At 66.4% G+C, this 16,096-nt stretch carries 14 protein-coding genes, 1 tRNA gene and 1 other RNA gene; 12 read left to right on the top strand and 4 right to left on the bottom strand.

The window, feature by feature from the left end; translation table 11 throughout:
• Nucleotides 1-102 precede the first annotated feature (102 nt).
• The 9 genes from D577_RS0104960 to D577_RS0104920 all read left to right on the top strand — a co-directional run bounded on the left by D577_RS0104960 (nucleotide 103) and on the right by D577_RS0104920 (nucleotide 8,504).
• Nucleotides 103-597, top strand: a complete 495-nt coding sequence (locus tag D577_RS0104960; RefSeq protein ID WP_024328549.1) for a hypothetical protein — start codon at nucleotides 103-105, stop codon at nucleotides 595-597.
• Between the two features lie 66 nt (nucleotides 598-663).
• Nucleotides 664-1,137: a DUF4168 domain-containing protein gene (locus tag D577_RS0104955; protein WP_026288911.1), complete on the top strand. Its 474-nt coding sequence runs from the start codon at nucleotides 664-666 to the stop codon at nucleotides 1,135-1,137.
• 150 nt (nucleotides 1,138-1,287) lie between these two features.
• The gene (gene rplM, locus D577_RS0104950) at nucleotides 1,288-1,716 is read left to right on the top strand and encodes a 50S ribosomal protein L13 (RefSeq protein ID WP_018946445.1); all 429 of its coding nucleotides are present in this window, start codon (nucleotides 1,288-1,290) and stop codon (nucleotides 1,714-1,716) included.
• 40 nt (nucleotides 1,717-1,756) lie between these two features.
• Nucleotides 1,757-2,149, top strand: coding sequence for a 30S ribosomal protein S9 (gene rpsI / locus D577_RS0104945; RefSeq protein WP_024328551.1), 393 nt, complete (start codon nucleotides 1,757-1,759; stop codon nucleotides 2,147-2,149).
• Nucleotides 2,150-2,196: 47 nt separating this feature from the next.
• Nucleotides 2,197-2,270 (top strand) — tRNA-Gln (locus tag D577_RS0104940).
• A gap of 34 nt (nucleotides 2,271-2,304) precedes the next feature.
• A non-coding RNA gene (locus D577_RS13950) (RtT sRNA) lies at nucleotides 2,305-2,434 on the top strand.
• A 188-nt stretch (nucleotides 2,435-2,622) separates the two neighbouring features.
• The gene (locus D577_RS0104930; protein WP_018946444.1) at nucleotides 2,623-3,540 is read left to right on the top strand and encodes an MBL fold metallo-hydrolase; all 918 of its coding nucleotides are present in this window, start codon (nucleotides 2,623-2,625) and stop codon (nucleotides 3,538-3,540) included.
• Nucleotides 3,541-3,733: 193 nt separating this feature from the next.
• Complete coding sequence (locus D577_RS0104925) at nucleotides 3,734-7,576, top strand: DUF3683 domain-containing protein (protein WP_018946443.1); 3,843 nt, start codon at nucleotides 3,734-3,736, stop codon at nucleotides 7,574-7,576.
• A 103-nt stretch (nucleotides 7,577-7,679) separates the two neighbouring features.
• Entirely contained in the window at nucleotides 7,680-8,504 is an 825-nt protein-coding gene (locus D577_RS0104920; RefSeq protein WP_018946442.1) for a rhodanese-like domain-containing protein, read from the top strand.
• Nucleotides 8,505-8,513: 9 nt separating this feature from the next.
• Here the strand turns inward: D577_RS0104920 and D577_RS0104915 are convergent, their stop codons facing one another.
• Both D577_RS0104915 and rpiA read right to left on the bottom strand, forming a co-directional pair.
• Entirely contained in the window at nucleotides 8,514-8,723 is a 210-nt protein-coding gene (locus D577_RS0104915) for a DUF2905 domain-containing protein (RefSeq protein ID WP_018870056.1), read from the bottom strand.
• A 6-nt stretch (nucleotides 8,724-8,729) separates the two neighbouring features.
• Entirely contained in the window at nucleotides 8,730-9,392 is a 663-nt protein-coding gene (gene rpiA / locus D577_RS0104910; protein ID WP_018946441.1) for a ribose-5-phosphate isomerase RpiA, read from the bottom strand.
• Between the two features lie 124 nt (nucleotides 9,393-9,516).
• Here rpiA and ilvA point away from each other — a divergent pair, with 124 nt between their 5' ends.
• Nucleotides 9,517-11,034 carry a threonine ammonia-lyase, biosynthetic gene (ilvA, locus tag D577_RS0104905; RefSeq protein ID WP_018946440.1) on the top strand — a complete coding sequence of 506 codons (1,518 nt, stop codon included), beginning with the start codon at nucleotides 9,517-9,519 and terminating at the stop codon, nucleotides 11,032-11,034.
• Nucleotides 11,035-11,049: 15 nt separating this feature from the next.
• On the opposite strand, the gene motB is transcribed toward ilvA, so the two are convergent.
• Nucleotides 11,050-11,940, bottom strand: coding sequence for a flagellar motor protein MotB (gene motB / locus D577_RS0104900; RefSeq protein ID WP_018946439.1), 891 nt, complete (start codon nucleotides 11,938-11,940; stop codon nucleotides 11,050-11,052).
• 19 nt (nucleotides 11,941-11,959) lie between these two features.
• A complete protein-coding gene (gene motA, locus D577_RS0104895; RefSeq protein ID WP_018946438.1) occupies nucleotides 11,960-12,811 on the bottom strand; it encodes a flagellar motor stator protein MotA in 852 nt (283 codons plus the stop codon).
• Nucleotides 12,812-12,880: 69 nt separating this feature from the next.
• On the opposite strand from motA, the gene D577_RS0104890 reads away from it, so the two are divergent.
• Nucleotides 12,881-14,248: an HDOD domain-containing protein gene (locus D577_RS0104890; protein WP_018946437.1), complete on the top strand. Its 1,368-nt coding sequence runs from the start codon at nucleotides 12,881-12,883 to the stop codon at nucleotides 14,246-14,248.
• A 99-nt stretch (nucleotides 14,249-14,347) separates the two neighbouring features.
• On the top strand, nucleotides 14,348-15,916 hold the full coding sequence (locus D577_RS0104885; RefSeq protein WP_018946436.1) for a PAS domain-containing methyl-accepting chemotaxis protein: 1,569 nt from the start codon (nucleotides 14,348-14,350) through the stop codon (nucleotides 15,914-15,916).
• Nucleotides 15,917-16,096 lie beyond the last annotated feature (180 nt).

Genomic DNA, 16,096 nt, shown 5'->3' with positions numbered 1-16,096 from the left:
TATCTCTGATTGAAAAGATATTTTTTTGTGTTCTGAATGTTGGCCCGTGGGTTGCATCATGTGACTTGTCCGTAGCGAAATCCGCAAACCACAGGAGGTCGCATGACGACTTTCCGCAAAACCGCAACGGCCATGGCGCTCGGTTCGGTGCTGACCCTCGGCTTTTCCGGGGTGGCCGCGGCCCAGGCGGGCCAGGGCGGTGCCCCCGCCGGCGACATGCCTCCCGAGGCCGGAACCCCGGGGCAGGGCCAGCCGCCCGAGCCGCGGCAGGACGCACCGGCACCGCAGGATGCCCCGCCACCCGGCGGGAGCGGCCAGGGCGGGGGGCTTCCGCCGGGCGGGACCGGACAGGAACGCGGGCTCCCGCCCGGCGGGCAGCCCCCCGAACCGCAGACCGGCCCGGGGCAGCCGGATCGGCCGCAAGGTGCGCCCCCCGAGCCGCGTGACGCGCCGCCGGGGAGCATGGAACCCGAGCGCACGGATCCGCGTGGCGGTGCCACCGGCCAGCAGATGCCGGCCCCGGGCGAGCGGCCCGAGGGCGAGGCGATGCCCGAGCCCGGCGAAGACCCGCGGCAGGGCACGGAGCGGGACTGGTAGTCCGGCCCGCAGATCATGATTTTCGTGAATACAGACCGTCGTAAAGACCAAGGAGCAAACGCAATGATGAACTTTCGCAAGACCGCAATGGCTTTCGCCCTGACTTCCATGTTCGCCTTCGGTGGCGTGGCCTCCGCCCAGATGGGTGGCGGCGCCGAGGGCGGTGCTCCGCCGGAAGGTGGCGCCCAGGGCGGTGCTCCGCCGGAAGGTGGCGCCCAGGGGGGTGCTCCGCCGGAAGGTGGCGGCGCCCCGATGCAGCAGGAGGCCCCCGAGGTCGACCTGTCCGATGAAGACATCGACACCTTCGTCGAAGCCTTTGTCGGTGTGCAGGAGGTCCGCGAGGACTTCTCCCAGCGCCTGCAGGAAGCCGAGGACGAGACCGAGGCGCAGCAGATGCAGCAGGAGGCCCAGGACGAGATGGTCGCGGCCGTGGAGGATGCCGGCATGACCGTTGAAGAGTACAATGAGGTCGCCATGGCCCTGCAGAACGACCCCGAGCTGATGCAGGAGGTCCAGCAGCAGGCCGAAAGCGCCATGTAAGCCCGCAAGGGACAGGCATGCGCTGACGGGGCCGTCCTTCGGGGCGGCCCCGTCTTTTTGCGCGATCGCTCGTGGGACCCTTGAATGACGGGGTACAACACGGTATTCTTTCGCGCTTTCTGAATCGCCCCGACATCGGAGCATCGATACATGAGCACCATCAGCGCCAAGCCGGCAGAAGTCGAACGCGACTGGTTCCTTGTGGATGCCAGTGACAAGACCCTCGGTCGACTCGCCACGGAAATCGCGCGTCGGCTGCGCGGAAAGCACAAGCCCGTCTACACGCCGCACGTGGATACCGGCGACTACATCGTCGTGATCAATGCGGACAAGATCCGGGTCTCGGGCAACAAGGCCTCCGACAAGATGTATTATCGCCATACCGGTTATCCGGGGGGCATCAAGGAGGCGAACTTCTCCCAGATGATCGAACGTCATCCGGAGAAGGTGCTCGAGCTGGCCGTCAAGGGCATGCTGCCGCGCAACCCGCTCGGCCGGTCGATGCTCAAGAAACTCAAGGTGTATGCCGGAACCGAGCACCGGCATGCGGCCCAGCAGCCGCAGCCGCTGGACATCTGATCCGCGGCGCCGCCAACCAGAAACAGGGAAATCGATTCCAATGGCTATGAATCAGTACTACGGTACGGGTCGCCGCAAGACGGCTTCCGCGCGTGTCTTTCTGCGTCCCGGCTCGGGCAACGTGACCGTCAACGGCCGTCCGCTGGACGAGTTCTTTGGTCGTCCGACCTCGCGCATGGTTGTCCGGCAGCCGCTGGAAGCGGCGGAAGCCCTCGACGGCTTCGACGTGGTGGCCACGGTCTCCGGCGGGGGCGGCAACGGTCAGGCGGGTGCCATTCGTCTGGGTATCGCCCGCGCCCTGGTTGAGTATAATGAGGACCTGCGCAGCACGCTGCGTCGTGGCGGTCACCTGACGCGGGATGCCCGCGAGGTGGAGCGCAAGAAGATCGGCCTGCGCAAGGCCCGTCGCGCGACGCAGTACTCCAAGCGCTGATCCGGTTTTCGCCGGTGTATCCGGAGGTTTCGGGCACTGGCCAGAATTGGGGGATCGTCTAGCGGTAGGACTACGGACTCTGACTCCGTCAACCCAGGTTCGAATCCTGGTCCCCCAGCCATCCATGGAAAAGGGCCCCCTCGCGGGGCCCTTTTTCATGGATATGACCGGCCAGGATGAGAACCTGGAAGGTTCGGCGGAGCGCAGCGGAGCAACGCACACGCGCAGCGTGTGCGGCCCGAAGGGTGAGGCGCGCAGCGCCGAATAACCCTGGTCCCCCAGCCATCCATGGAAAAGGGCCCCCTCGCGGGGCCCTTTTTCATGGATATGGACCCGGACCAGGATGGGAACCTGGAAGGTTCGGCGGAGCGAAGCGGAGCAACGCACACGCGGGGGCTCTTCTGCGGAATGTCGGGTCTTCTCCGTGCGTCTGTGGTCTATAGTCAGTCCCAGGTTTCGAGCGAGGAGAAGCCATGTCCGTACCCGAGAATCCGTATTCCGAGGTCACTGTCGATACCCGTGCCCGCCAGGTGGAAGGGACCAATGCCTGGTACATGATCGGTCTGTCGGGCATCCCGGGCCCCGACAACGAGGGCCACACCTCCAACGCCGGTTTCGTGGTGACCGACGAGGGCGTGGTGGTCTACGACGCTCTGGGTACCCCGGCCCTGGGGTTCGAGATGATCCGGCGGATCCGGGAAGTCACGGATCAACCGATCCGCTACGTGATTGCGGGTCATTACCATGCGGACCATATCTACGGTCTGCAGGCATTCGCCGATCACACGCAAGCACGCATCATCGGGCAGCGGCGCGCCGAGGATTATCTGCGCGGGCCCGCGGCCGAAAACCGGCTGGAACAGCGCCGGGGCGTGCTCTATCCGTGGGTGGACGAAGACACCCAGGTGATCCCGCCGGACGAGCTGTTCGACGACGAGTACGCCATCGAGCTGGGCGGCAAGACTTTCCGCCTGCTGCATGCCGGTCCGGCGCATTCACCGGATGACGTCATCATGGTGGTCGAGGAAGACGGCGTGGTGTTTGCCGGCGATATCGTGTTTGACGGCCGCATCCCGTTCCTCGGCGATGATGCCCTGGATTCCGGCAACTGGGTGAACCGCCTCGAGCAGGTGGAGGCGATGGAGCCGAACTTTCTGATCCCGGGGCATGGCGACGCGACCGCCAATGCCCGGCGCGCGGTGCGTTTCACCCGGGACTACCTGGTGAAGCTGCGTGAGCACATGGCGGAATCGGTCGAGGACATGATGTCCTTCGAGGAGGCCTACGCTGCCATGGACTGGTCCGAATACGAAGACCTGCCGGCGTTCGACCAGACCAACCGCTCCAACGCCAATGCGGTGTTTCTGGAGATGGAATCCAAACTGTTCTGACGCCGCATTATCTCCGCAGCCGACCGGGCCCGGGCTGTTCCGGGCCCGGTCGGACGTGCACGTCGATCAGGGTTTCCTTAATATTGCGCAACTACTTTGGTGCCAAAAGAATGGACCGCGAGTGCGAGATCGTGCTTTCGGTCCGGCTGGCCGTTAACCTTGCGCTTCACTCTGATCGGGAGGCCCCGCCTCAATGACCGCCGAACGCGTGCGCGAAATACCGTATAACTACACCTCTTTCTCCGATCGCGAAATCGTTATCCGCTTCCTCGGTTCCGATACCTGGGAACTGCTCAACGAGCTGCGTGGCGAGCGCCGTACCGGCGTGTCCGCGCGCATGCTGTTCGAGGTCCTGGGGGATATGTGGGTGGTGACGCGCAACCCGTATATCCAGGACGATCTGCTGGGAGACCGCAAGCGTCGCCGTTCTCTGATCGATGCGATGCAGCACCGCCTCGATCAGATCGAGGCCCGTGCCGAGGGCAACGAGAAGGCCCTGACCCTGGCCCGGCGCGCCCAGGCGGCACTGACCGCGTTCGCGGAGGAGTTCGACAAGACGCTGGCGTTGCGCGACAAGGTTCGCAAGCGTATGAACGGGCTCACGCACAAGGATAATATCCAGTTCGGCGGGCTGGCCCGCGTCTCGCACGTGACCGATGCGACCGACTGGCGCGTGGAGCTGCCGTTCGTGGTGCTGACGCCGGATTCCGAAGAGGAAATGGGCCCGCTGGTCGCGGCCTGTATCGAGCTGGGTCTGACCGTGATCCCGCGCGGTGGCGGTACCGGCTATACCGGCAGTGCGGTTCCGCTGTCCAAGCGCTCGGCGGTCATCAACACCGAGAAGCTGGAAAACATTAGCGACGTGCAGCGGCGCACGCTGCCGGGTGTGGACAAGGAAGTGCCGGTGGTGCATGTCGAGGCGGGCGTGGTCACCAAGCGCGTTTCCGAGTTGGCCGACAATAACGGCCTGGTATTCGCGGTGGATCCGACCTCGCAGGACGCATCCACTATCGGCGGCAACGTGGCCATGAATGCCGGCGGCAAGAAGGCGGTGCTGTGGGGCACCGCGCTGGATAACCTTGCGGCCTGGACCATGGTCACCCCCGAGGCCGACTGGATGTACATCGAGCGCCTCGATCACAACCTCGGCAAGATCCACGATGCGCAGACGGTGCAGTTCCGCGTGACTCGCTACGAGGCCGACGGGAAGACCCAGAAGGGCGAGCCCGAGATCCTCGAGATGCCCGGGGCGCAGTTCCGCAAGACGGGGCTCGGCAAGGACGTGACCGACAAGACCCTGATGGGGGTGCCGGGCATCCAGAAGGAAGGCTGCGACGGCCTGATCACCTCGGCGGAGTTCATCCTCCACCGCATGCCGGACAACATCCGCACTGTGTGCCTGGAGTTCTATGGCACCGACCTGCACGAGGCGGTCCCGGCGATCGTCGAGATCAAGGACGCGGTGGATGCCGAGGACGAGGTCCTGCTGGCCGGGCTCGAGCACCTCGACGAACGCTACGTGCGCGCGGTGAAGTACACCCCCAAGGGGGCGCGCGGCGACCTGCCGAAGATGGTCCTGGTGGCCGACATCGTCTCCGACAACGAGGACGCGCTGGGCCGGCTGGCCGGGCAGATGGTGCGTGCGGCCAACGCCCGCAACGGCGAGGGCTTCATCGCCGTGAGCCCCGAGGCACGCAAGCGCTTCTGGGCGGATCGTGCCCGCACCGCGGCTATCGCCCATCACACCAACGCGTTCAAGATCAACGAGGACGTGGTGATCCCGCTGGAGCGGCTGGCGGAATACACCGAGGGGGTGGAGACCCTCAACGTCCGCGAATCGCTGAAGAACAAGCTGGCGATGATCGACGAGATGCTGGAGTGCATGCGCGGCGATCATCCCGAACTGCGCGAGCTGCTGGAAGACGCCGAGGGCGAGGGCCAGCAGTGGTTCGAGTCCAAGCGCCAGCGGGCGGTCGAGGTGCTGGAATCCGTGCGCGATCGCTGGTCGCGCATCGCCGACAACTTCCACACCCTGGCCTCCGAATGCGACGAGCTGCTGGATGACGCCGCGCGTGCGGACATGCGTCCGCATGACAAGCTGATCCACCTGCTGCTGCGCCGCAGCCTGCGCATCTCCTACCGCGCGGAGGTCGAACGGCCGCTGTTCGACATCTTCAACGGCCACCAGATGGAGTCGGTGCGCAAGCGCCTGACCGCCATCCATGACCGGGTACTGACGAGTCGTCTGTTCATCGCCCTGCACATGCATGCGGGCGACGGCAACGTGCACACCAACATCCCGGTCAATTCCAACGACTACCCGATGATGCATCAGGCCGAGCGCCTGGTGGACGAGGTGATGCGCCTGGCGCGCGAGCTGGACGGGGTGATCTCCGGTGAGCACGGCATCGGGCTGACCAAGATGCAGTACCTGGACCCGGAGTCGATCACGTCCTTCGCGAAGTACAAGAAGCAGATCGACCCCGAAGGAGTGTTCAACGCCGGCAAACTGATGGAAGGCTCCGGCCTGAACAATGCCTACACGCCGTCGCTGCGCCTGGTAAAGCAGGAGGCATTGATCCTGGAGCAGAGCGAGCTGGGGGATCTCAACGACGAGATCAAGGACTGCCTGCGCTGCGGCAAGTGCAAGCCGGTGTGCAACACGCACGTCCCGCGGGCCAACCTGCTGTACTCGCCGCGCAACAAGATCCTGGCGACCGGGCTGATCGTCGAGGCCTTCCTCTACGAAGAGCAGACTCGGCGCGGGCTGTCCCTCAACCACTTCGAGGAAATGAACGACGTGGCCGATCACTGCACGATCTGCCACAAGTGCCTGAACCCGTGCCCGGTCGATATCGACTTCGGCGACGTGACCATGCACATGCGCTCGATCCTGAACAAGAAGGGCAAGCGCAAGGCATCGCCGGCGACCATGATGTCCATGGCCTTCCTGAACACCAAGGATCCCGCCACCATCAAGGGTATTCGCAAGGGCGCGATCCAGATGGGGTACGCGGCCCAGCGCCTGGGCCACTGGTCGTTCAAGAAGCTCGGCCTGACCGGCGAGGGCAAGACCCCGCGTTCGACCACCGGCAAGCCGCCGGTGCACGAGCAGGTCGTGCATTTCGTGAAGAAACCCATGCCGGCCGGGCTGCCGAGCCAGACCACGCGCCAGATGCTGGGGCTGGAGGACTCGCGCTACGTCCCGATCCTGCGCGATCCGGTGAAGACCGATATGGACTCCGATGCGGTGTTCTACTTCCCCGGCTGTGGCTCCGAACGCCTGTTCAGCCAGGTCGGCCTGGCCACCCTGGCCATGCTCTACGATGCGGGGGCGCAGACCGTGCTGCCGCCGGGCTACCTGTGCTGCGGCTATCCGCAGAATGCCGGTGGCGATTTCGAGAAGGGCTCGCAGATCAGCACCGAAAACCGCGTGCTGTTCCATCGCATCGCGACCACGCTCAACTACCTCGATATCAAGACCGTGGTGGTTTCCTGCGGGACCTGCATGGATCAGCTGCTCAAATACGAATTCGAGCGGATCTTCCCGGGCTGCCGGCTGCTGGATATCCACGAGTACCTGATGGAGAAGGGCATCAAACTGGAAGGCCTCCAGGGGGTTCAGTACATGTACCACGACCCCTGCCACTCGCCGATGAAGTCGCACAAGCCGACCGAGGTGGCCGGCAACCTGCTGGGCCAGCCGGTGCTGGAGTCCGACCGCTGCTGCGGCGAGGCCGGGACCTTCGCGGTCAGCCGCCCGGACATTGCGACCCAGGTGCGCTTCCGCAAGCAGGAGGAGCTGCACAAGGGCATCAAGCAGCTGACCGGCGAGGAGAAGGCGGAAAACGGCAACGTGAAGATGCTGACCTCCTGCCCGGCCTGCCAGCAGGGGCTGTCGCGCTACCGCGAGGATACCGGCCTGGACACCGATTACATCGTGGTGGAGATGGCCAACCGGCTGCTGGGCGAGGACTGGCAGAAGGGCTTCATCGACCGGGCGCGTGAAGGAGGCATCGAGAAGGTCCTGCTCTGAACGACGGTTTCCCGTACACTGCGCAGTGGAATAAACGGAGTTCACAGGGCGTCGCAGGGAAGGCCGTATCCCGCGGCCCCCTGCTGACGTCAACGGAGATCGCATGAGCTTTCGTCATTTCGCTGTTCGTTCGGGTGTGTTCGCCCTTGCCGCCGGCCTGCTGGCCACCCCTGTCATCGTCTCGGCCCAGCTGGCGGAGTTTCCGGGGCGTCATCTTTACGAACGCTTCGGGGTGGAGGCCATCGAACTGTTCGACCTGCGTGGTCAGTTCAGCGGCTCGACCCTGGTGGACGTGCGCCCGCGCGCGGAATTCGACGTGATGCGGATGCGCGACGCCCATCACGTGAATCTGCACGCCCCCGATTTCGACGAGCGTGTCCGCGACCTGGAAGCCCGCGAGGGCAGCCCGCTGGTGTTCTACTGCAACGGGCGCGACAGCCATCGGGCGTACCGTGCCGCGGCGCGGGCCAGTGATGCCGGGCTTGATGCCGTGCTGGCGTATGACGCCGGCATGAACGACTGGGCGCGGAGCTATCCGCGCTTCTCCCGCCTGTTCGGCGAAGCGGTCGAGGACGACGATCTGATCCCCGACGCGTCGTTCGCGGCGCGGTTGCTGGATGGAGAGACGTTCGCACGCCGGGCCCAGGAAGACGACAGCCTGCTGCTCGACATCAGTGGTGCCGGGGACGAGGATGACATCGCCCTGTTCGGCGGACGCGAGCGGGTCATGCCGGTGAATGAGCCGGCGGCCCTGGACGACGCCCTGCGGGCGGCCGCCGCGGACGGCGACACCCTGCTGATCTTCGATCAGCACGGACAGCAGGTGCGCTGGCTGCAGTATCGCCTGCGCGAGCTGGGCATCGAGGACGAGCGTTATTACTTCCTCGAGGGCGGAATGGAGGCGTTCTACGACGAGGTGATGGGCTGAGAGCGGGGATCAGCGGCGGAAGAAGCTCAGGATCAGTGACAGCACGATGCTGACGATGATCATGGTCGTCAGCGGGAAGTAGAAGCGGCTGTCACCGCGTTCGATCACGATGTCCCCCGGGAGCCGCCCCCAGGGGATCTTTCCCAGCCAGGGCCACAGCAGCCCGATCAGGACGATCGCGCCGCCGATGATGATCAGCCACTTGCCGGTCTCGTTCATCGTGCCTCAGTGGTGGTGCAGTTCGCGCACGCCCTTCTCGCTGCCGATCAGCATCACGTCGGCCGGGCGCCGCGCGAACAGCCCGTTGGTCACCACCCCGGCGATGTGATCGATCTCCGATTCCAGCTCCACCGGGTTCATGATGCGCAGGTTGTGGACGTCGAGGATGACGTTCCCGTTGTCGGTGACGAAGCCTTCGCGCAGTTCCGGATTGCCGCCCAGGTTCGACAGCGCGCGCGCCACGTGGCTGCGGGCCATCGGGATGACCTCCACCGGCAGCGGGAAGTTGCCCAGATAGTTCGCGATCTTGGTGTCGTCGACCACGCAGACAAAGGTCTCGGAGGCCGCGGCCACGATCTTCTCGCGGGTCAGCGCGCCGCCACCGCCCTTGGTCAGGTGCAGGTGGGTGGTGGCCTCGTCGGCGCCGTCGACGTAGATCGGCAGCGGGCCGGCCGAATTCAGGTCCAGGACCTCGATGCCATGTTTGCGCAGGCGCTCCGCGCTCGCCTCGCTGGAGGCGACGGCCCCGTCGATGCGGTTCTTCATGCCCGCCAGGGCATCAATGAAATAGTTGGCGGTCGATCCGGTGCCGACACCGACCACCCAGCCGTCCTCGATCTTCGACAGGGCCGCTTCGGCCACCGCCTTCTTCATTTCGTCCTGAGTCATCGCTTCGTCTCGCATGTTCTTGATATAACCTGTCGAGCATAACCATCCCGACGTTGACGGGACAAGCGCCGCGCAGCGCGAAGAGCTCACAAGGTATGCGGTGCGCGTGCTATCGTGCGAAGTCATGAAAGACTATCCCTATCTGGAGAAGATCCTCACCTCCAGCGTGTACGACGTTGCGCGGGAGACGCCGCTGGACGTCATGCCCACGCTGTCGAACCGGCTGGGCTGTGATATCCGCCTCAAGCGCGAGGACCTGCAGCCGGTGTTCTCGTTCAAGCTGCGCGGCGCCTACAACAAGATCGCGCAGCTTTCGGAGGAGCAGCGTTCGAAGGGCGTGATCGCGGCCTCGGCGGGCAACCACGCCCAGGGCGTGGCGCTGGGGGCGACCCACCGCGGTATCCGCGCGGTTATCGTGATGCCGGTCACCACGCCGCAGATCAAGGTCGATGCGGTACGCCGTTTCGGCGGCGAGGCGGTGCTGTTCGGCGATTCCTTCGACGAGGCCGCAGCGCATGCCCGCGAGCTGGAGGCGGAGCACGGCTACACCTTCATCCACCCGTTCGACGATCCGGACGTGATTGCCGGCCAGGGCACGGTGGCCCTGGAGCTGCTGCGTCAGCATCCCGGGCCTCTCGATGCGGTGTTCGTGTGCATCGGCGGGGGTGGCCTGGTCTCGGGCATGGCGGCCTACATCAAGCGCCTGCGCCCGGAGATCCGGGTGATCGGCGTGGAGCCGGATGATGCACCGTCGATGTACAAGGCGCTGCAGCAGAACCGGCGGGTCAGCCTGAAACAGGTGGGCATTTTCGCCGACGGCGCGGCGGTGCGTCAGGTGGGCAAGGAGACCTTCCGCCTGACCCGCGAGCTGGTGGACGAGGTGCTGCTTGTGGACACCGATTCCATCTGCGCGGCGATCAAGGACATCTTCGACGACACCCGCGTGGTGGCCGAACCGGCCGGGGCGCTGGCGGTCGCCGGGATGAAGCAGTATGCCCAGCGCGAGGGGCTGCGCGGGGCGCACCTGGCCGCGGTTCTCAGCGGGGCCAACATCAACTTCGACCGCCTGCGTCACGTGGCCGAACGCGCCGAGATCGGCGAACATCGTGAGGCGCTGTTCGCGGTGACCATTCCCGAACGCCCCGGCAGCTTCCGCGAGTTCTGCGAAGCGATCGGCAAGCGCGGCATTACCGAGTTCAACTACCGCTACGCCGACGACAGCACCGCGCATGTCTTCGCCGGGGTCAAGCTGGAAGGCGGGGACGCCGAGCGCGCGGAGATCCTGGCGACCCTGCGCGAGCGCGGCTACGAGGTTCTCGACATGACCGAGAACGAGGTGGCGAAGCTGCATCTGCGGCACATGGTGGGGGGGCACGGTGGCGAGGTGCGCCACGAGCGGCTGTATCGCTTCGAGTTCCCGGAGCGCCCGGGCGCTCTGCTGAACTTCCTCAACCACATGGGCGAGACCTGGAACATCTCGCTGTTCCACTATCGCAACCACGGGTCGGCCCATGGCCGGGTGCTGGTAGGGATGCAGATCCCGAAGGAAGACCGCAAGCGGTTCCGCGAATTCCTCGAAGAGGTCGGCTATCCCTGGCACGAGGAGACCGGCAACCCGGCCTATTCGCTGTTCCTGCGCTGATGGTGCCGTGCGGGGTCAGTCTTCCGGGGCGTCCAGTGCATCCGCCGGCGGGGTGCCCTCGGTCTCGATTCCCTCGCGCATCGCTTCCTCCGCCTCCTGGTTGAGTACGATCAGGGTGATGCGCCGGTTCACCGCGGCTTCGGGGTTGTTCCGGTCGAAGGGGACGGTGTCGGACAGCCCCACCACGCGCGCGATCTGTTCCGGCTCGGTGCCGCCGGCGATCAGCTCGCGCCGAGCGGCGTTGGCGCGGTCGGTGGACAGCTCCCAGTTGGTGTAGTCCTCGCGCTGCAGCGGGCGGGCATCGGTGTGGCCGGTGATCGAGATCCGGTTGGGGACCTCGTTGATCAGCCCCGCGAGCTCGCGCAGGATGCCGCTGGCATGGTCCAGCGGCCGCGCGCTGGCGGTGGCGAACATCGGACGATTCTCGGCGTCGATGATCTGGATACGCAGGCCTTCCGGGGTGATGTCCATCAGCAGCTGATCCTTGAACGGCTCCAGGGCCTGACTGCGGTCGATGGCTTCTTCCAGCGCTTCCTGCAGCGATTCCAGGCGCTCGCGGTCCTCTTCCAGCAGGGTCTCGTCCGCTTCGGAGGGTTCCGGCGGGACGTCGTGACGGTCCGGGAGGCCCTCGAAATCGATGATCGAGGGGGCGGCGCCGGTGCCGTCGCCGATGGCCTGCGACGGTGCCATGGCCCGGCCCTCGAAGGCCGACGGGTTCTGGAAATACTCCGACAGCGCGGCGCGTTCGTCCGCCTCCAGCGCGGCCAGCAGCCACAGCAGCAGGAAGAAGGCCATCATCGCCAGGGCGAAGTCGGCGAAGGCGACCTTCCACGAGCCCCCGTGGTGGCCGCCCTGGACCACCTTCTTCTTGACGATGATCGGCTGGGTCTTGTCCTCGACGCCCATGAGCGGTGTCCGGCCGGCCTCAGGCCGCCTTCACGTGTTCCTCGAGTTCGGTGAAGCCCGGGCGCACGTCGCTTTCCATGGTCTTGCGGCCGAATTCCACCGAGACCTGCGGGCTGTACCCCTGCACGTTGGCGAGGATGCAGGCCTTGATGCACTGCATGTACTTGGTGTCCTCGTGCGAGCGGGCCTCCAGCGCGGAGGCGGTAGGGCCGACGAAGCCGTAGGCCAGCAGGATCCCGAGGAAACTGCCGACCAGCGCGGCGGCCACGTTCATGCCGATGGTCTCGATGTCGCCGCCGATCGCGCCCATGGTGTTGATGATGCCGAGGATGGCCGCAACGATGCCGAAGCCGGGCAGGGCATCCGCCACCTTGTTCACCGCATGGCTGGGGCGCTCCACCTCTTCGTGGTGGGTCTCCAGATCCACGTCCATCAGGGCGTCGAGTTCGTGGGGGTTCATCGAGCCGGAGATGATCAGCCGGAGGTAGTCGGTGATGAATTCGACGGCATGGTGATTCTTCAGCACCCGCGGGTGGGCCTGGAAGAGCTCGCTGTTTTCCGGATCGTCGATGTCGACTTCGACCGCCATCAGGCCCTCCTTGCGGGCCTTGACGAACAGCTTGTACATCAGCGCCAGCAGGTCGAGGTAGTCGGCCTGCGCATACTTGCGCCCCTGCATCAGTTTGGGGATCGACTTGAAGACCGTGACCACCACGTGTGGCGGGTTGGCGATCAGGAACGCGCCCAGCGCGGCGCCGCCGATGATGATGTATTCGTAGGGCTGCCAGATGATGAAGATGTCGCCGCCGTGGGCCACGTAGCCCCCGAAGACGGCGCCCAGTACGACGAGAAAACCGAGGATGAACTTCACGCGCGCAGGCCCTGCGTTGCTATAGTCGGCAGCGATACCTTAATCGAGAACCGCACGCGAGGTACAGCGATGGTCATGGACGAAACGGCGCCCTACGCCGCCCGCGCGCGCGGGCTGGCGGAGACGGACTGGCCGGTGCTGGGTTCCAGCGAGGCGGTGTTCGCCGACACCGACGAACTGGTGAACCGCTCGCTGCGCGAGGTGGGGCAGTATGCCGAGCGTGACCCCGGGCTGGCTTTGCGCCTGATCCTGCGGGCCAACGAGCCGCGCCCGGGGCTGAAGCAGGAGATCCATTCGGTTCCGGACGCCATTGCCATGCTCGGCCTGCGCGCGGTGCATCAGGAGATCGAACGGGCCCCCCGCGTGGAAGACCTTCTGGGGGACCCGCAGCCGTACCGGCGGCGAGCGGCCCAGGCGCGCCTGGCGGCACTGATCGTGGAGGAGCTGGGACGGGTGCGCCACGACAGCGAACCGGGCGAGCTGGGGCTGGCCGCCCTGTTGAACGACCTCGGCATGCTGGCGCTGGAAATGACCGGCGCGCCGGAACTGCCGGGACTGCGCTCGATGCTGCAGCTGCGGGCGGTGCCCGACGAGGCCAGTTACGTGGCCCTGGGCTATGCCACCGACGATCTGTCGCGCGGGATGGCCGAGCACATGCACCTCCCGGAGCTGGTGCGCGGTACCCTGCGCGCGGAAAATGCCGCTCACCCGCGCGCCATGGAAGTGATGGTGGCCTCCGCAGTGGCCGGCCAGATCTTCCACGGCATGGACACCCTGCGCGAGGACCGCGATCTGCGCCTGCTGGCGGGGTTGCTGGGCGAGCCCGACAAGGCGGCGGCGGATCGGCTTGGCCGACTGATGGAGGGCTTCAACCGGGACGCGTGGCTGTATGCCATGGACGACCTGGATCCCTCGGCGGTCGCGCGCGTCTGGCGGGATGACTGCTCGCCGGTGCCGCTGGGCCTGGCGCCGCGCGGCGACATCGCGGTCAGCGGCGAGCTCGCACTGCAGCGCGAGCCGCACCGGGGCGTGCGCCTGCGGCGCCTGTTGCGCGCCTGCCAGTTCGGCCTGGGGCTCAACCGCGTGGTGTTCACGGAGCTGGCCCATGACGGTGAATGGCTGCAGGCTGTCGATCTGGTGGGTACGCTGCACGAGCCGGAGTTCAGCCATTTTGGCATCGGCCGGCATGACCTGGGCGCCATGGGTGCGGTGCTGGAGCAGACCGATCCGGTCTGGTGGTCGCGCGATCATCCTGACACCCCGTTGCCCGGGGCCGTGGCCGAGCTGACCGGCGGCGTGGACTGCCTGCTGGCGCCGGTGCTGGAGCACGGGCGCTGCATCGGGATGATCTACGCCGACCGGCGCTCGCCGGCGCTGGCGCTGGATTCCCGGACCCTCGACGGCTTCGCCCGGCTGCTGGCGGCGGCACGGCGCTGAGGCTCAAGCCGCCTGCGCGGCGGCCGTTACCCCGTACAACGACATTCACGCGACGAGCAAGGGGCGCGCCGGCCGGCGCGCCCGTGGAGACCGAGCAGCATGCGCGAAAATTTTCCCGTCACGGGGACCGAATACACCCTCAACGAGGGCGAGGACCTGATCTCGTCCACCGACCTGAAGGGCCGGATCCGCGACGCCAACGACGCCTTCGTGCGCGTCAGTGGTTTCGACTGGGAAGAACTCCGGGGTTCGGCCCATAACATCGTTCGCCATCCGGACATGCCCGAGGCGGCCTATGCCGACATGTGGTCCACGCTGCAGTCGGGCCGCGCCTGGATGGGCATCGTCAAGAATCGGCGCAAGGACGGCGACCACTACTGGGTGGATGCCTTCGTGACCCCGGCCTACGAGAACGGCCAGAAGGTGGGCTACGAATCGGTTCGTCGGGTGCCGTCGCGCGAGTATGTAGAGCGCGCGGAGAAGGTCTATGCCGCGATGAAGCGCGGGCGCCAGTTCCGGCGCCACCTCTGGGACAGCCTGCTGTTCCGGCTGCTGGGTGTCTGGGGTCTCGGCTTTGCGCTGGCGCTGGGAGTCCTGCTGGCGCCCTGGGGAGTACTGGCCCAGGGGCTGGGTCTGGCCCTGGTGTTCGCCCTGGGGGGCGCGGCCACGGTCGGGCTGATGCAGCCGCTGCAGCGCACCATGCGGGGACTGCGGCGGATCTTCGACAACCCGGCGATGGAGACCATCTACTGCGGCCGGCGCGACGGTTCGGCGACGCTGGAGCTGTTCCAGCGCTTCCACGAGGCGCGGCTGTTCACCGTGCTCGACCGCATCGAGGAGCAGTCGGGGGCGGTAAGCGACGGCGCCCGGAGTATGGCGGGTGCGGTGGAGCAGACCGCCAGCGGGGTCACCCGCCAGCAGGGCGAGATCGATCAGGTCGCCACGGCGATGAACGAGATGACCTCGACCATCCAGGAGATGGCGCAGAACTCGGCGCAGGCCGCGGACAGCGCCCATCACGCCGAGCAGGAGACCCGCTCCGGGGAGGAGGTGGTGAACGCCACCGTGGAAGCGATCAATCGCATGGCGCGCGAGGTCGAGACCACCGCAGAGAAGCTCAACCGGCTGGAGACCGACGCTGCGGAGATCGACAACATCCTCGGCGTGATCCGCGAGATCGCCGAACAGACCAACCTGCTGGCCCTGAACGCGGCCATCGAGGCGGCGCGTGCCGGCGAGCACGGACGCGGTTTCGCGGTGGTGGCCGACGAGGTCCGGCGGCTGTCGCAGCGCACCGATGAATCCACGGTGACCATTCGCCAGATGATCGAGACCCTGCAGAACGGTTCGCGCGAGGCGGTCAGTGCGATGCGCGCAAGCCAGGAACAGGCTGCGCACGGCGTGCAACAGGCGCAGTCGGCCGGCGAGTCGCTGGGGCGCATCCGCGAGGCGGTGGGGCGCATTACCGAGATGAACACCCAGATCGCCACGGCGGTGGAGGAGCAGAGCTCGGTCTCCGAAGAGATCAACCGCAACGTCACGTCCATCCACGACGTGGCCGCCGAAACCGGGACTGTGGCGGAACACGCGCGCGAGGCCAGCGCCGACATGGAACGCCTGGCCGGCGAGCTGAGATCCCTGATCCACCGTTTCGACACCCGCGCGTAGGAGGCCGGCCCTCCGGCCGATTCGGCCCCGGTGGCTCGTCAGGCCGCGATCGGCCAGGAGGCTGGCCTCCCACGGTTGCACCCGCGCGCAGGAGGCCGGCCCTCCGGCCGATTCGGCCCCGGTGGCTCGTCAGGCCCCGATCGGCCAGGGGGCTGGCCTCCTACACGCGGGGGTTCCTGC

The sequence above is a fragment of the Thioalkalivibrio sp. AKL17 genome (assembly GCF_000377885.1).
GTDB lineage: Bacteria > Pseudomonadota > Gammaproteobacteria > Ectothiorhodospirales > Ectothiorhodospiraceae > Thioalkalivibrio > Thioalkalivibrio halophilus.
The sequence above is the reverse complement of the archived record's forward strand: the minus strand, read 5'-3'. Positions and strand labels throughout refer to the sequence as shown.

Coding starts and splice junctions, on each gene's coding strand:
- D577_RS0104960 (WP_024328549.1), top strand. CDS start 103: ATGACGACTTTCCGCAAAACCGCAACGGCCATGGCGCTCGGTTCGGTG.
- D577_RS0104955 (WP_026288911.1), top strand. CDS start 664: ATGAACTTTCGCAAGACCGCAATGGCTTTCGCCCTGACTTCCATGTTC.
- rplM (WP_018946445.1), top strand. CDS start 1,288: ATGAGCACCATCAGCGCCAAGCCGGCAGAAGTCGAACGCGACTGGTTC.
- rpsI (WP_024328551.1), top strand. CDS start 1,757: ATGGCTATGAATCAGTACTACGGTACGGGTCGCCGCAAGACGGCTTCC.
- D577_RS0104930 (WP_018946444.1), top strand. CDS start 2,623: ATGTCCGTACCCGAGAATCCGTATTCCGAGGTCACTGTCGATACCCGT.
- D577_RS0104925 (WP_018946443.1), top strand. CDS start 3,734: ATGACCGCCGAACGCGTGCGCGAAATACCGTATAACTACACCTCTTTC.
- D577_RS0104920 (WP_018946442.1), top strand. CDS start 7,680: ATGAGCTTTCGTCATTTCGCTGTTCGTTCGGGTGTGTTCGCCCTTGCC.
- D577_RS0104915 (WP_018870056.1), bottom strand. CDS start 8,723: ATGAACGAGACCGGCAAGTGGCTGATCATCATCGGCGGCGCGATCGTC.
- rpiA (WP_018946441.1), bottom strand. CDS start 9,392: ATGACTCAGGACGAAATGAAGAAGGCGGTGGCCGAAGCGGCCCTGTCG.
- ilvA (WP_018946440.1), top strand. CDS start 9,517: ATGAAAGACTATCCCTATCTGGAGAAGATCCTCACCTCCAGCGTGTAC.
- motB (WP_018946439.1), bottom strand. CDS start 11,940: ATGGGCGTCGAGGACAAGACCCAGCCGATCATCGTCAAGAAGAAGGTG.
- D577_RS0104890 (WP_018946437.1), top strand. CDS start 12,881: ATGGTCATGGACGAAACGGCGCCCTACGCCGCCCGCGCGCGCGGGCTG.
- D577_RS0104885 (WP_018946436.1), top strand. CDS start 14,348: ATGCGCGAAAATTTTCCCGTCACGGGGACCGAATACACCCTCAACGAG.